At 58.5% G+C, this 13,735-nt stretch carries 14 protein-coding genes; 6 read left to right on the top strand and 8 right to left on the bottom strand.

Features of this window, described 5'->3' with window-relative positions:
* Positions 1–78 precede the first annotated feature (78 nt).
* On the bottom strand, positions 79–570 hold the full coding sequence (locus tag U5A05_RS15660; RefSeq protein ID WP_321833801.1) for a hypothetical protein: 492 nt from the start codon (positions 568–570) through the stop codon (positions 79–81).
* A 252-nt stretch (positions 571–822) separates the two neighbouring features.
* Between U5A05_RS15660 and U5A05_RS15655 the strand changes: the two genes are divergently transcribed.
* The 5 genes from U5A05_RS15655 to U5A05_RS15635 are packed head-to-tail and all read left to right on the top strand — an operon-like array spanning position 823 to position 5,563.
* Entirely contained in the window at positions 823–2,403 is a 1,581-nt protein-coding gene (locus U5A05_RS15655; protein WP_321833799.1) for an ABC transporter substrate-binding protein, read from the top strand.
* Positions 2,400–3,371 (top strand): ABC transporter permease, encoded by a 972-nt coding sequence (locus U5A05_RS15650; protein WP_321833797.1) that lies wholly within the window; start codon positions 2,400–2,402, stop codon positions 3,369–3,371. Before U5A05_RS15655 ends, U5A05_RS15650 begins: the two co-directional genes overlap by 4 nt.
* Entirely contained in the window at positions 3,368–4,174 is an 807-nt protein-coding gene (locus U5A05_RS15645; RefSeq protein ID WP_321833796.1) for an ABC transporter permease, read from the top strand. The genes U5A05_RS15650 and U5A05_RS15645 overlap by 4 nt, the downstream gene beginning before the upstream one ends.
* The gene (locus U5A05_RS15640; RefSeq protein WP_261738807.1) at positions 4,174–4,965 is read left to right on the top strand and encodes an ATP-binding cassette domain-containing protein; all 792 of its coding nucleotides are present in this window, start codon (positions 4,174–4,176) and stop codon (positions 4,963–4,965) included. The genes U5A05_RS15645 and U5A05_RS15640 overlap by 1 nt, the downstream gene beginning before the upstream one ends.
* Positions 4,958–5,563 (top strand): ATP-binding cassette domain-containing protein, encoded by a 606-nt coding sequence (locus U5A05_RS15635; protein ID WP_261738806.1) that lies wholly within the window; start codon positions 4,958–4,960, stop codon positions 5,561–5,563. The genes U5A05_RS15640 and U5A05_RS15635 overlap by 8 nt, the downstream gene beginning before the upstream one ends.
* A gap of 143 nt (positions 5,564–5,706) precedes the next feature.
* Here the strand turns inward: U5A05_RS15635 and U5A05_RS15630 are convergent, their stop codons facing one another.
* From U5A05_RS15630 to U5A05_RS15600, 7 genes are all read right to left on the bottom strand, one after another.
* Positions 5,707–6,042 carry a DUF6388 family protein gene (locus U5A05_RS15630; RefSeq protein WP_321833795.1) on the bottom strand — a complete coding sequence of 112 codons (336 nt, stop codon included), beginning with the start codon at positions 6,040–6,042 and terminating at the stop codon, positions 5,707–5,709.
* Positions 6,005–6,283: a helix-turn-helix domain-containing protein gene (locus tag U5A05_RS15625; protein ID WP_321833794.1), complete on the bottom strand. Its 279-nt coding sequence runs from the start codon at positions 6,281–6,283 to the stop codon at positions 6,005–6,007. The genes U5A05_RS15630 and U5A05_RS15625 overlap by 38 nt, the downstream gene beginning before the upstream one ends.
* A 154-nt stretch (positions 6,284–6,437) precedes the next feature.
* Positions 6,438–7,823, bottom strand: coding sequence for a nucleobase:cation symporter-2 family protein (locus U5A05_RS15620; protein ID WP_261738803.1), 1,386 nt, complete (start codon positions 7,821–7,823; stop codon positions 6,438–6,440).
* A 252-nt stretch (positions 7,824–8,075) separates the two neighbouring features.
* Positions 8,076–9,464, bottom strand: coding sequence for a dihydrolipoyl dehydrogenase (lpdA, locus tag U5A05_RS15615; RefSeq protein WP_321833791.1), 1,389 nt, complete (start codon positions 9,462–9,464; stop codon positions 8,076–8,078).
* A 2-nt stretch (positions 9,465–9,466) separates the two neighbouring features.
* Positions 9,467–10,747: a dihydrolipoamide acetyltransferase family protein gene (locus U5A05_RS15610; protein WP_261738801.1), complete on the bottom strand. Its 1,281-nt coding sequence runs from the start codon at positions 10,745–10,747 to the stop codon at positions 9,467–9,469.
* Positions 10,748–11,803, bottom strand: coding sequence for an alpha-ketoacid dehydrogenase subunit beta (locus U5A05_RS15605; protein WP_019826497.1), 1,056 nt, complete (start codon positions 11,801–11,803; stop codon positions 10,748–10,750).
* A gap of 4 nt (positions 11,804–11,807) precedes the next feature.
* The gene (locus U5A05_RS15600) at positions 11,808–13,040 is read right to left on the bottom strand and encodes a 3-methyl-2-oxobutanoate dehydrogenase (2-methylpropanoyl-transferring) subunit alpha (protein ID WP_261738800.1); all 1,233 of its coding nucleotides are present in this window, start codon (positions 13,038–13,040) and stop codon (positions 11,808–11,810) included.
* A gap of 206 nt (positions 13,041–13,246) precedes the next feature.
* Between U5A05_RS15600 and bkdR the strand changes: the two genes are divergently transcribed.
* Positions 13,247–13,735: a Bkd operon transcriptional regulator BkdR gene (bkdR, locus tag U5A05_RS15595; protein WP_016781430.1), complete on the top strand. Its 489-nt coding sequence runs from the start codon at positions 13,247–13,249 to the stop codon at positions 13,733–13,735.

Below are 13,735 nucleotides of genomic sequence, written 5' to 3'. Positions count from 1 at the left end.
TTGCATAGCATTGAGTAGGAATTTTACAAATCGTTGGCCACTTTTTGAGGAGTGGCCAAGCGGTTTGTTAAATTTGGCTTAAATCCCCGAGCGACTCATCGGACTGATCATCCGCACTCCCAAACTCAGGGCCTGGGTCACCAGTGCTCTGAGGTCCGCTGTGTTTTCGTCCTTGATGCACTGAGCCAGCTTTTCGCCGAGGGTGGGGGCGGTATCTGTGCCTTCAGGGTAGGCGCGCAAAATCAGTAGCCCGCTGTTGGTCAGTACTACTTCGTAGAACGCAACGCCTGACATGCCGTCGAAGTGGATATAGCCGATGTCGGCCAGCCATTTGACGGTGGCCAGAAACAGGTTTTCTTCTTTCTCCAAGGCTTCGCGGTTGCTGTCGCCAAGGGTTTTGTAGTCGATAAAATGCTCGGCAGTGAGGGTGATCGGCAAAGGGAAGTTGCGGTACAGATGGCCCAGGATCAATCCGGTATAGCAGTCGAACAGTTCAATATTGTTGGACGGCAAGGCGGTGAATGAATGGACGTTCTTGTCTTTGAGGTGACTGGCTAATCCTTTGAACATGCGAACCTCTGTCAGTTGAGTCTGTTTGCCGTGACTGAAAAAACTTACCCATTGGTATAGCACAGCCACAATCATCGAACCTGACTTGCAGCAATTGTTACAAGGTTATGCAGAGAGATGGGAAAAAGCCTAAAAAATCAGATGGATAACTGGCTATTTAAAATCAGACTGCTATTACTGATGGGCGCGATCACGTGCGTATAGCCGCTTGCTACCCGGTTTGGGCGAGGCTATTTATTATCAGGAGGATGGATGTCAAAGCCTGCATGGATGCGCAACACCCTGGTGGCGGCTGCTTTGCTCAGTGTACTGGCAGCGCCTGCTTATTCATCGCAGGACCGCACCCTGCAACTGGCCATTGGCGATGAGCCCACTGAAGGTTTTGACCCGATGTTGGGTTGGAGTCATGGCAGTTACCTGCTGTTGCACAGCCCATTGCTCAAACAGAATGAAGATTTGTCCTGGAGCAGCTTTCTGCTCAGCGACTATAAGACCAGTGACGACGGCAAGACCTGGACTCTGAAGCTCAAACCCGACTTGAAGTTTTCCGATGGCTTGCCGTTAACGGCCAAGGATGTGGCGTACACCTACAACAATGCGGCGGCCAGCGGTGGCAAGGTCGACATGGGCAACTTTCTCAAGGCCGAAGCGGTTGATCCGCTTACTGTGCGTATTGAGCTAAAGGCCCCGCAAAGCACCTTCGTCAATGTGCTCGGCTCGCTGGGTATCGTCTCTGCGGATAAATACGACGCCAAAACCTACGCGCAAAAACCGATTGGCGCAGGGCCTTATCGACTGGTCAGTTATCAGCCGGGCCAGCAGTTGATTGTTGAGGCCAACCCGTACTACGCGGGGCAGAAAAACGATTTCAACAAGTTGGTGTTTGTCTTCCTCGATGAGGACAGTGCATTTGCTGCCGCGCAAAGCAAGCAGTTGGGCATTGTGCGTATTGCGCCTTCGCTGGCCGTAACGCCGGCGGCGGGCATGAAGTTGTGGGTTCGTCCTAGCGTGGAAAACCGTGGCATCGTGATGCCAACCATCGCTTCAGGCAAGAAAGACGCTCAGGGCTATCCCATAGGTAATGATGTGACGGCCGATGTCGCCATCCGCAAAGCCATCAACTACGCCATCAATCGTCAGTTGCTTGCCGACCAGATTCTCGAAGGTCACGCTATCCCGGCGTATACCGGCGTCCAGGGCTTGCCGTGGGATAACCCGGATGCGGCCTTCAAGGATGGCGATATCGCCCGGGCCAAACAGATTCTGGATGAGGCCGGTTGGGTAGAAACCGCCAGCGGTATCCGCGAGAAAAACGGCCTGCCAGCCAAAGTCACCCTGTGGTACGCCAGTGGTGATGCCACGCGTCGTGATCTGGCCCAGGCCGTGCGTTCGATGCTCAAACCTGTCGGCATTGACGTGGACTTGAAATCCGGCAGCTGGGAAACCGTTGAACGCAACATGCACGCCAACCCGACCCTGTTTGGCTGGGGCAGCCTTGACCCGATGGAGCTTTACCATCACTACAGCAGCAAGGCGGCAGGCGTTGAGTACTACAACCCCGGCTATTACAAAAATCCATTGGTTGACCAGCATCTGCAGCAAGCGCTGGATGCGCCGACCTGGCAGCAGGCTGTGCCGTTTTGGCAGAAAGTGGAGTGGGACGGCAAAACCGGCGTGGGCGTAAAAGGCGATGCAGCCTGGGCCTGGTTGCTCAACGTACAGCACACCTACCTGACAGATGAATGCATCGACCTGGGCAAGGGCGCCCCGGAAATTCACGGTTCCTGGTCGTTGCTCAATAGCGTTGACGGCTGGAAGTGGACCTGCAAGTGATACGCGGTCTCTCGTTGTTTGTTGTGCGTTTACTGGGCCTGCTGCTGGTAACGGCAGCGGGCACCTTTGCCTTGCTGAGTTTTTCGCCGGTGGACCCGATTCGTGCCTATATCGGCAACGACTTGCTGCACGTGCCCCCCGAGCAATATCCGTTGATTGCTGCGCGCTGGGGGCTCGACCTGCCATTGTGGGAACGTTTTTTGCGCTGGTTCGGGCAAATGCTGCAAGGCGATTTCGGTTACTCGATGCTTTATAACGCACCGGTCTCGCAAGTGATTGGCGAGCGCTTTGCTACCTCTTTTGCGCTGCTGTTTTCGGCGTGGCTGTTTTCCGGCATCGTTGGCCTGGCGATGGGCCTGACAGCGGGGCGTTACTTGAATCGCTGGCCGGACCGGCTGATCTCAACCTTGTCCTATGTGCTCGCGTCGATGCCAACCTTCTGGATTGGCTTGCTGTTGCTGTCACTGTTTGCCGTGACCCTGAATTGGGCGCCGATCTGCTGCGCCTGGACCCCCGGCAGCAATGCTGAAACCGCAACCTGGGGTGACAGGCTCAGGCATTTGATTTTGCCCATGCTGGCACTTGGGGTGTTGGGCGTGGGCAATATCGCCCTGCATACCCGCTCGCGGGTCGCTGAGGTCATGAACAGCGAATTTATTCGCTATGCCCATGCCCAGGGCGATAAAGGTTGGCCACTGATCAATTTCCACATTCTGCGTCACGCGGTGACCCCCGCCCTGTGCCTGCAATTTGCCTCGGTGGGGGAGTTGATTGGCGGCTCGTTACTGGCCGAAAAAGTCTTCGCCTATCCGGGCCTCGGGCAGGCCACAATTGATGCCGGTTTGCGCGGTGATATTCCGTTGCTGATGGGGATTGTGATGTTTTGTGCCGTGCTGGTGTTTACCGGCAACAGCATCGCCAACGCGCTGGTATTGCGCCTCAACCGTGGGGCGGCGCGCCAGATATGACTTACGACCCGAATCGCGCCTTGCTCAGGCTTTGTCTTTCGCTGCTGATGTTGCTGGGATTGATCGTCTACGGCATTTCGATCATCAATATCGATGTTTCCATGGACTTGCTGGCCCGGCGCCTGCCGCCATCGGCCGAGTACTGGTTTGGTACTGACAGCCTCGGCCGTGACCTGTGGTTGCGGTGTTTTCAGGGGATGACCACCAGCCTGCAGATCGGCCTGACCGCCGCCTTCAGCAGCGGCTTTTTGGCGATGCTGGCCGCCAGTTTGTGCACAGTGAACAAAACCCTCGACTACCTGATTCGCGGGCTGATCGACAGCATGTTGGCGCTACCGCATTTGTTGTTGCTGGTATTGATTTGTTTCACCCTGGGCGGCGGCAAACAGGGGGTGATCCTGGCAGTAGCGCTGACCCATTGGCCGCGACTGGCTTTGATCCTGCGTGGCGAGATCCTGCGGATACGCGAGACTGACTTCGTGATGCTCTCGCACCGTCTGGGCAACAGCAGCTTTTATCGCTGGCGCCATCACTTGTTGCCGTTGCTGTTGCCGCAGTGGATCATCGGCACCTTGTTGATGTTCCCCCACGCGGTCTTGCATTCGGCGGCGTTGAGTTTTCTGGGTTTTGGCCTGGCGCCACATGACCCGTCATTGGGCCTGTTGCTGGCCGATGCGCTAAGGTATTTGAGCAGCGGCGCCTGGTGGCTGGCATTTTTCCCGGGTTTGATCCTGGTGGGCCTGGTACTGGTTTTTGACCAATTTGCACGGGCATTGCAGCAGCTCTGGATAAGGATTACCTGATGCTGAAATTCGACCAGTTTGCGATCGACGTTGCTCACTACCATTGGCTGGGGCACAAGACCTGGCATCCTCTGCTGAGCAATATTTGCCTTGAGGTTCACCCCGGCGAACTGGTGGCGCTGGTGGGCTCCAGCGGTGAAGGTAAAAGCCTGCTGCTGCAAAGCACCTTGGGCTTGTTGCCTGAAAACATGCGCTGCCGGGGTGACATTATGCTCGACGGGCAGGTACTGGGGGATGCCAGCAAGGTCGATCAGCGCGGTAAAACCGTGTGTTACGTGCCCCAGGGTGTCAGCGCCCTGAACCCGCTGATCAAGCTCGGACCGCAATTGATGCGGGCAGCCCAATTGAGCGGGGTCAAGCTGGGGCTGGACGATGTGGCTGAGCAACTTCGCCGCTACCGCTTGCAGCCGGAATTGATCAATGAATTTCCGCGCACACTCTCGGGCGGGATGGCCAAGCGCGTTCTGGCCAGTAGTGCGGCCCTGACCCATGCGCGCTATATCCTGGCTGACGAGATCACCTCGTGGCTGGATGACGACCATGCCTGTCAGTTGCTGACTCACCTCAAGAGCTTTTGCCTGCAGGGGCGCGGGATTTTGTGGGTCACCCATGATCTGGCGCTGGCGGCGCGCTTTGCCGATAGGATCGCGGTGTTGCATCAGGGCCAATTGCACGAAACCCTGAGTGCGCAAGAGTTGCGCGAAAACGGCGGCAGCCCTTGGCTGCAGTCGCTGTGGGCGGCGTTGCCCGAGCAGCAGTTCTTTGCGCGCAGGGTGCCGGAATATGCTTGAGGTCCAGCAATTAAGTATTGTTCAGGATGGCCACCGGCTTTGGGATGCGGTGTCATTCGAGGTCAGACCGGGGGAGCGTCAAGGCATCTCTGCACCTAGCGGCTACGGCAAAACTACCCTCGGCCGAGTGCTGGCGCAATGGCAGTCGGCAACCTCGGGCAGTGTCCGTGTGGGCGGCAAACCACTGTCGAAAAAGGGCTATTGCCCGGTCCAACTAGTACCGCAGCATCCCGAGCAAACGTTCAACCCTTACCGCACCACGGGTGAAAGCCTGCGCGATGCCTGGTCGCCGGATGCCGATTGGCTGAAGCGTCTGGCGGTAAACCCTGGCTGGTTGGCACGCCGTCCGGACGAATTGTCGGGCGGGGAGCTGGCACGTATCGCCTTGCTCAGAGCATTGGACCCACGCACCCGTTACCTGATTGCCGATGAAGTGACGGCGCAACTGGATGCACATATTCAGGCGCAGGTCTGGCAAGTGTTGCTGGAAGAAGCCAAGCACCGAGAGTTGGGGTTGATTGTGTTCAGCCACAACAAGGCGTTGCTGGAGAAGGTGTGTTCGAATATCTGGTATCCGGGTAGAACCGTTTCTTCGTAGCCGCTGCCGCAGGCTGCGATGGGTTGTGTAGCGATCCCTTTGACCCGAATCGAAGGTCCTGCGGACCTTATCGCCGCCTTCGGCAGCGGCTACAGAGATCATTCGCGAGCAGGCTCTGGAACAGAGTATCTACAAGTGCTCAGTCAGGCTGCGCCTTCAAGACCATGCAATTCGCAGTATTCAGCCCAGTCCATACCGGCCATTTGCGCCACCTCGCGGTGGACCTCAAGGCGTTGGGCCTCAAATTCCTGCGCGCTGGCGCTGGTCAACTTAAGCGTCAGTTCCCAAGCAAAAAATCCCAGGCGTTCGGCCTCGGCTTCAAAGGCTTCGTTCAAGCGCTCCTGGCGATACTCCTTCATCGACTGGCCCACCGCGCGGGCAGCCAATGGATTTAACGTATCAAGTTCTTCGACCAGCTCAGGGTGATCAGCGAGAAATCGATCAAGGGCTTTTTGATGATTGGTTCCGGGTTCGGTCACAACGATCTCCAGGTAAGAACGCAGGGGTGTTGATATTCAGGGAGTGGCGGCCGGTGATGATAAACAGCACATCAATGCCTGACTGCGTGATGGCCGACAGGTAATCGGCGCGGGGCAGGGTGATGTCGCGCTCATAGCCGCTTTGCGCATGGCGCCCAACGCCACCCGCAACGGCCAGTTGTGCCTGTGTCAGTTTCAGGCGTAGACGCTCGTGTTTCAGCCGCTCACCGTATGTACTCATTCACGTCGCCAAAGCCAAGCATTAATGGTGTTGAAAAGAGTAAGACAAACGGAGAAATAGGGAAAGAATTGAGGCGCTAACTGGTCATTATCTGTAAGACGAAGCTCTAAAGCCAAGCAGGATCGCCCAAGGCGATCCTGTTGTGCGTAGTCGTTTACAGCGCGGGGTTTTTCTCTGCTTCTGGCAGGAACCAGTTCAGCAGCAAGGCGCAGATACCGCCAGTGGCCACGCCCGACTCCAGCACGTTGCGCAGAGCTGCAGGCATATGCGCAAGGAACTCAGGCACCTGCGACACACCCAGGCCCAGTGCCAGGGAGACGGCAATGATCAGCAGAGCGCGGCGGTCCAGGTTGATGCTGGCCAGAATGTTGATCCCCGAGGCGGCTACGGCGCCGAACATCACCATTGCTGCACCGCCAAGCACCGGCTCTGGCACGGCCTGAATGGCACCGGCCACGCTTGGGAACAGGCCCAGCAGAATCAGCATGCCGGCAATCCATACGCCAATGTGGCGGCTGGCAATGCCGGTGAGCTGAATCACGCCATTGTTCTGGGCGAAGATCGAGCTGGGGAAGGTATTGAAAATACCCGCCAGAAACGAGTTGGCGCCGTTGACCAGCACGCCGCCCTTGATGCGCTGCATCCAGACCGGGCCTTCGACCGGTTGGCGCGATACCTTGCTGGTGGCGGTCACGTCGCCAATGGCTTCCAGCGAGGTGACGAGGTAAATCACCAGCATTGGAATAAACAGCGCCCAGGAGAAGCCTAGACCGAAGTGCAAAGGCATCGGCACCTGGAACAGTTCGGCTTCATGCATGCCGGTGAAGTCCAGGCGACCCAGGTAGCCAGCCAGTGCATAGCCCACGGCCAGTGCGATAACGATGGCGCAACTGCGCATCCATACCAGCGGGATGCGGTTCAGGATGACGATGATCGCCAGTACCACACCCGACAGCAGCAGGTTTTCGCCATTGGCAAACGTACCGTTACCCATCGCAGTGAAGCCGCCGCCCATGCTGATCAGGCCGACTTTGATCAGCGTCAGGCCAATCATCAGCACCACGATGCCGGTGACCAGCGGGGTGATCATGCGTTTTACAAAGGGTAAAACCCGCGAGATGCCCATTTCCACAAACGAACCGGCAATCACTACCCCAAAGATCGCAGCCATCACGCCTTCGACCGGCGTGCCTTGCTTGACCATCAGCGCGCCACCCGCAATCAGCGGGCCGACAAAGTTGAAGCTGGTGCCTTGCACGATCAGCAACCCGGCGCCGAAAGGCCCGAAGCGCTTGCACTGGACGAAGGTGGCGATGCCGGAGATGACCAGCGACATGGAGACGATCAGGTTGGTATCGCGGCTGGAGACGCCCAGCGCCTGGCAGATCAACAGGCCGGGGGTGACGATGGGTACGATGATGGCCAACAGATGTTGCAGCGCTGCGAGAAAGCCGATCCACGGCTTGGGACGGTCTTCAAGACCGAAGACCAGCTCGCTGGTTCGGGACTCGGCTTCATGTGGGGTTTTGAGAGAGGTCATGGCGAGCGCCCTGGAAAAAAGAGCGCGATTCTACTGGTCTTGGGCCATTACGCCCAGCGTTGGATCGCCACCTTATAAGAACCCCCCGTAGCAGCTGCCGAAGGAACGAGGCTGCGTTCGATTGCGAAGCAATCGTAAAACCTGAGTCCGCGATTTTACTGATAGGCCGCGACTTCAGGTTTTACGACGGCTGCGCCGCCGAACGCAGCCTCGTTCCTTCGGCAGCTGCTACGGGGGTTCTTACCTATTTAGTTACAGATGCAACGCATGCCCCAAAGCACGCAGCGCGGCTTCTTGCACAGCTTCACCCAAGGTCGGGTGAGCGTGAATGGTGCCAGCGATGTCTTCCAGGCAAGCGCCCATTTCCATTGACTGGCCAAAGGCTGTCGACAACTCGGAAACCCCCGCGCCCACGGCTTGCCAGCCAACAATCAGGTGGTTATCACGGCGTGCCACAACCCGCACAAACCCGGTTTTGGATTCCAGGGTCATGGCCCGGCCATTGGCGGAGAACGGAAAGCTGGCACTGATACAGTCCAGGCCCGCCGCTTCAGCCTCAGCCGGAGTTTTGCCGACCACGACGATCTCCGGGTCGGTAAAGCACACCGCAGCAATGGCCGTAGGGCTGAACTCGCGCTGCTTTCCGGCAATGATTTCGGCGACCATCTCGCCCTGGGCCATGGCCCGATGAGCCAGCATCGGCTCGCCGGTCAGGTCGCCAATCGCCCACACGTTGCGCATGCTGGTGTGGCAACGGTTGTCCACGCGAATTGCCGGGCCATTCATGGCCAGCGCCAGGGATTCAAGGTTGTAGCCTTGAGTGCGCGGACGGCGCCCGACAGCAACCAGCACCTGGTCGGTTTCCAATGTCTGGCTCTGGCCCATGCGGTCGCGCATGGACAGGGTTTTGGTGCTGGCCTGGAATCCTTCGACGCTGTGTTCCAGATACAGGGTAATGCCCAGCGCCTTGAGGGACTCGGCCACCGGCAGCGTCAGATCCTTGTCGTAAGTCGGCAGGATTCGATCACGGGCTTCTACCACTGTGACTTCGGCACCGAGCTTGCGGTAGGCAATACCCAGTTCCAGACCGATATACCCGGCGCCGACCACGGTCAGGCGCTTGGGAATGGCTGTTGGCTGCAGGGCTTCGGTAGACGAAATAATTGCTCCGCCAATCGGCAAGATCGGCAGATCAATGGTTTGTGAGCCGGTGGCCAGCAGCAGGTGTTCGCATTCGATGCGTTGCCCGTCGACTTCAACCGCCTTGCCATCTAGGATCCTGGCCCAGCCATGAATGACCTTGACCCCGTTCTTTTTCAGCAGCGCGCCAACGCCGGTCGTCAGGCGGTCAACGATGCCGTTTTTCCATTGCACGCTCTGGCCGATATCGAGAGTCGGCGCCTGGGTCTTGATCCCCAGTGGCGAACTGTTGGTGCTGTAGCGCTGGGTGGTATGAAACTGCTCGGCAACGTGAATCAGTGCCTTGGACGGGATGCAGCCGATGTTCAGGCAGGTGCCGCCCAGCGACTGGCCTTCGATCAGGACCGTCGGGATACCCAGCTGGCCAGCGCGGATCGCCGCGACATAGCCGCCAGGGCCGCCACCGATAATCAGCAGCGTGGTGTGTTGTGTTGGCTGCATGTTCACTCCAGAAACAGGGTGGCAGGTTGTTCGAGCAAGCCACGCATGGCCTGGATAAATTGTGCCGCGTCCATGCCATCGACCACGCGATGATCGAAGGAGCTGGAGAGGTTCATCATTTTGCGGATCACGATCTGGCCTTTGACCACTACTGGTCGTTCGACGATACGGTTCACGCCAATGATCGCCACCTCGGGCAGGTTGACCACCGGCGTGCTGACAATGCCGCCCAACGCGCCAAGGCTGGTCAGGGTAATGGTCGAACCGGAGAGTTCTTCGCGGGTGGCTTTGCCGGTGCGTACGGCATTGGCCAGCCGGGCAATTTCATCGGCGGCGCCCCACAGGTTCAGGGTTTCGGCATGGCGAACCACCGGCACCATCAGGCCTGCGTCGCTTTGTGCCGCAACGCCAATATGCGCCGCGCCAAAGCGAGTGATGATCTGGGCTTCGTCGTCGTAGCGTACGTTGATCTGCGGGAAATCGCGCAAGGCTACGACCATCGCCCGTACCAGAAACGGCAACAAGGTCAGCTTGCCGCGGCTTTCGCCCCACTTCTGATTGAGCTGGGCACGCAGTTCTTCGAGTGCGGTGACGTCTACTTCTTCGACATAACTGAAGTGCGCCGCGCGGCGTTTGGCGTCCTGCATGCGCTGGGCGATTTTGCGGCGCAGGCCGATTACCGGGATTTGCTGTTCATCATTGCGTTTGGCGTAACCGCTGGCAGGCGCGACGCTGGTGCTGGTGTCTTGTGCCAGGTAAGCATCCAGGTCGTCATGCAGCACACGGCCAGCAGGGCCGCTACCGACTACAAAGCGTAGCTCGATCCCGGCATCCCAAGCGCGCTTACGCACGGCCGGGGAGGCCAGTGGGCGTTCATTGGCTTCGCGGGCGACAGGCGCAGCCCGTAGCACCGCTGCGGCTTTAATCGCGGGCGACGCAACTACGGCGACTTCGACGCGGGCCTGTGGCGCAATGTTAGGGGCGGCGGCCACCGGTGCTGGTGCAGCGGCAGGCTGGGCGCTTTCACGCAGGTTGCCCGCGCCTTCGACTTCGATGCGGATCAGCTCGCTGCCCACTGCCATCACTTCGCCGGGCTGGCCGCCCAGGGCCAGGACTCTGCCAGCGACGGGGGAGGGAATGTCTACGGTAGCCTTGTCGGTCATCACATCGGCCACTACCTGGTCTTCACTGACCATGTCGCCGACTTTGACAAACCATTCCACCAGTTCAACTTGAGCAATGCCTTCGCCAATGTCCGGCATCTTGATAACGTGCGTACCCATTCAGACCTCCATAACCCGTTGTAAAGCTGCACCCACTCGCGCCGGGCCAGGGAAGTAGGCCCACTCCTGAGCATGCGGATACGGTGTATCCCAGCCGGTTACGCGCTCGATTGGCGCTTCCAGGTAGTGGAAGCAGTGCTCTTGAACCAGTGCGATCAGCTCGGCGCCAAAACCGCAGGTGCGGGTGGCTTCGTGCACGACAACGCAACGGCGGGTCTTCTTGACAGAGGTGACGATGGCATCCAGATCCAGCGGCCACAGGCTGCGCAGGTCGATGACTTCGGCGTCGATACCGGTTTCTTCGGCGGCAACTTGCGCGACATACACCGTGGTGCCGTAGGTCAGGATGGTGACTTCAGTGCCGGGGCGCACGATGGCGGCGCAGTCCAGCGGTACGGTGTAATAACCGTCGGGTACGGCGCTGGCCGGGTGTTTCGACCACGGGGTAACCGGGCGGTCGTGGTGGCCGTCGAACGGGCCGTTGTACAGGCGTTTTGGCTCGAGGAAGATCACCGGGTCATCGTTTTCGATGGCGGCAATCAGCAGGCCTTTGGCGTCGTAGGGGTTGGATGGCATCACGGTGCGCAGGCCGCAGACCTGGGTGAACATGGCCTCCGGGCTCTGGCTGTGCGTCTGGCCGCCGTAGATCCCGCCGCCGCAAGGCATGCGGATGGTCATCGGGGCGATAAACTCACCGGCCGAACGATAGCGCAGGCGCGCAGCTTCAGACACGATCTGGTCGGAAGCCGGGTAGAAGTAGTCGGCAAACTGGATTTCGGCGACCGGGCGCAGGCCATAAGCGCCCATGCCCACGGCAGCGCCAACGATGCCGCTTTCCGAGATCGGCGCGTCGAACACCCGCGAGCTGCCGTACTTGGCCTGCAGGCCTTCGGTGCAGCGAAATACGCCGCCGAAGTAGCCCACGTCCTGGCCAAACACCACTACGTTATCGTCGCGCTCAAGCATGACATCCATGGCCGAGCGCAGGGCCTGGATCATCGTCATGGTGCTGGTACTCACGGCGTTCTCCATCTGAATTTTATTGTTGTCGTTCATCTGGTTATAACCCCAATTCCTGACGTTGCCGACGCAAATGCTCGGGCATTTCCTTGTACACGTCCTCAAACATCGTCGCGGCGCTGGGTATTTGCCCGCCGGCCAGGGTGCCGAAACGCTCGGCTTCCTTTTGCGCGCCAATGATTTCGGCTTCGAGTTCGGCGCTGACGGCAACGTGTTCTTCTTCTGACCAGTTGCCGGTGGCAATCAGGTGCTGTTTGAGGCGAATAATCGGATCGCCCAGCGGGAAGTGGCTCCAGTCATCTGCAGGACGGTACTTGGATGGATCGTCCGAAGTGGAGTGCGGGCCTGCGCGATAGGTGACCCACTCGATCAGGGTCGGTCCCAGGTTGCGACGGGCGCGTTCGGCGGCCCAGGCGGAGGCGGCGTACACCGCGATAAAATCGTTACCGTCAACTCGCAGTGAAGCGATGCCGCAGCCTACGCCGCGCCCGGCGAAGGTGGTGGATTCGCCGCCAGCAATGGCCTGGAACGTTGAAATCGCCCATTGGTTGTTGACCACGTTGAGGATCACCGGGGCGCGATAGACGTGAGCGAAGGTGAGGGCGGTGTGGAAGTCGGACTCGGCGGTGGCGCCGTCACCGATCCAGGCCGAGGCGATTTTAGTGTCGCCCTTGATCGCTGAGGCCATGCCCCAGCCGACTGCCTGTACGAATTGGGTTGCGAGGTTGCCGGAAATACTGAAAAAACCGTAGTCACGTACCGAATACATGATCGGCAATTGCCGGCCCTTGAGCGGGTCGCGTTCGTTGGACAGCAATTGGCAGATCAGATCGACCAGAGGCACATCGCGGGCCATCAGAATGCTTTGCTGGCGATAGGTCGGAAAGCACATGTCGTCGATGTTCAAGGCCAGGGCCTGGGCGCTGCCGATGGCTTCTTCGCCAAGGCTTTGCATGTAGAACGACATTTTTTTCTGGCGCTGGGCGACCACCATGCGCGTGTCGAAAATACGGGTCTTGAGCATGGCGCGCATGCCAGCACGCAACACCTCGGTCGATACGCCTTCGGCCCAGGGGCCAAGGGCCTGGCCCTGATCATCGAGCACGCGGATCAGGCCTTTGGCCAGGTCGGCCGTGTCGGCAGGCTCTACGTCGATAGGGGGTTTGCGCACCAGACCGGCGTCGGTCAGGCGAAGGTAACTGAAGTCGGTCTTGCAGCCTGGGCGGCCAGACGGTTCGGGAACGTGCAGGCGCAGCGGTGCATATTCATTCATGGCTTTCTCTACGCTCGATCTTGTCGTGTTTATTAGGCGCGGGAGCTAGGTTTTACGTCGAAGATCTGTCTGATAAGAGATTCAGATCTTGTCCTACAACAATCATATTCCTGACGGTGAAGAATATTTCTCTGTAGTTGGTTGTGCTTTGAAGCATTTAAGGATAAGAATTCTTTATAAACATAAAAAACAGGTGTTTTTATCTCATGCGCAAGCTAGATCGAACGGATATCGGGATTCTCAACAGTCTTCAGCAGAATGCACGCATCACTAATGCGGACCTTGCGCGTTCGGTAAACCTGTCGCCGACGCCGTGTTTCAACCGGGTCAAGGCGATGGAAGAACGTGGCCTGATCCGTGAGCAGGTGACCCTGCTTGATGCCGATATGCTGGGCCTGCACGTCAATGTGTTTATCCATGTCAGCCTGGAGAAACAGGTCGAAGAAGCTCTGCAGCATTTTGAAGCGGCGATTTCCGATCGCCATGAAGTCATGGAGTGCTATTTGATGGCCGGCGACCCGGATTATCTGATCCGGGTTTTGGTGCCCAGTATTCAGGCGCTGGAGCGCTTCATGATGGACTTTTTGACCAAGGTGCCCGGCGTGGCCAATATCCGCTCCAGCTTCGCGCTCAAACAGGTGCGCTACAAAACGGCGTTGCCCCTGCCGCCCGGGGGGCTAACGCTGGAAGAGTAA

It is taken from the genome of Pseudomonas kulmbachensis, from assembly GCF_963681935.1.
GTDB classification, from domain to species: Bacteria; Pseudomonadota; Gammaproteobacteria; order Pseudomonadales; family Pseudomonadaceae; genus Aquipseudomonas; species Aquipseudomonas kulmbachensis.
This window is presented reverse-complemented; position numbering and strand designations above follow the sequence as displayed.

What these genes read in the sequence shown, in the direction of transcription:
- lpdA (WP_321833791.1), bottom strand. Translation starts at nt 9,464, where the DNA reads ATGCAGCCAACACAACACACCACGCTGCTGATTATCGGTGGCGGCCCT.
- U5A05_RS15610 (WP_261738801.1), bottom strand. Translation starts at nt 10,747, where the DNA reads ATGGGTACGCACGTTATCAAGATGCCGGACATTGGCGAAGGCATTGCT.
- U5A05_RS15640 (WP_261738807.1), top strand. Translation starts at nt 4,174, where the DNA reads ATGCTGAAATTCGACCAGTTTGCGATCGACGTTGCTCACTACCATTGG.
- U5A05_RS15620 (WP_261738803.1), bottom strand. Translation starts at nt 7,823, where the DNA reads ATGACCTCTCTCAAAACCCCACATGAAGCCGAGTCCCGAACCAGCGAG.
- U5A05_RS15635 (WP_261738806.1), top strand. Translation starts at nt 4,958, where the DNA reads ATGCTTGAGGTCCAGCAATTAAGTATTGTTCAGGATGGCCACCGGCTT.
- U5A05_RS15605 (WP_019826497.1), bottom strand. Translation starts at nt 11,803, where the DNA reads ATGAACGACAACAATAAAATTCAGATGGAGAACGCCGTGAGTACCAGC.
- U5A05_RS15625 (WP_321833794.1), bottom strand. Translation starts at nt 6,283, where the DNA reads ATGAGTACATACGGTGAGCGGCTGAAACACGAGCGTCTACGCCTGAAA.
- U5A05_RS15600 (WP_261738800.1), bottom strand. Translation starts at nt 13,040, where the DNA reads ATGAATGAATATGCACCGCTGCGCCTGCACGTTCCCGAACCGTCTGGC.
- bkdR (WP_016781430.1), top strand. Translation starts at nt 13,247, where the DNA reads ATGCGCAAGCTAGATCGAACGGATATCGGGATTCTCAACAGTCTTCAG.
- U5A05_RS15645 (WP_321833796.1), top strand. Translation starts at nt 3,368, where the DNA reads ATGACTTACGACCCGAATCGCGCCTTGCTCAGGCTTTGTCTTTCGCTG.
- U5A05_RS15660 (WP_321833801.1), bottom strand. Translation starts at nt 570, where the DNA reads ATGTTCAAAGGATTAGCCAGTCACCTCAAAGACAAGAACGTCCATTCA.
- U5A05_RS15655 (WP_321833799.1), top strand. Translation starts at nt 823, where the DNA reads ATGTCAAAGCCTGCATGGATGCGCAACACCCTGGTGGCGGCTGCTTTG.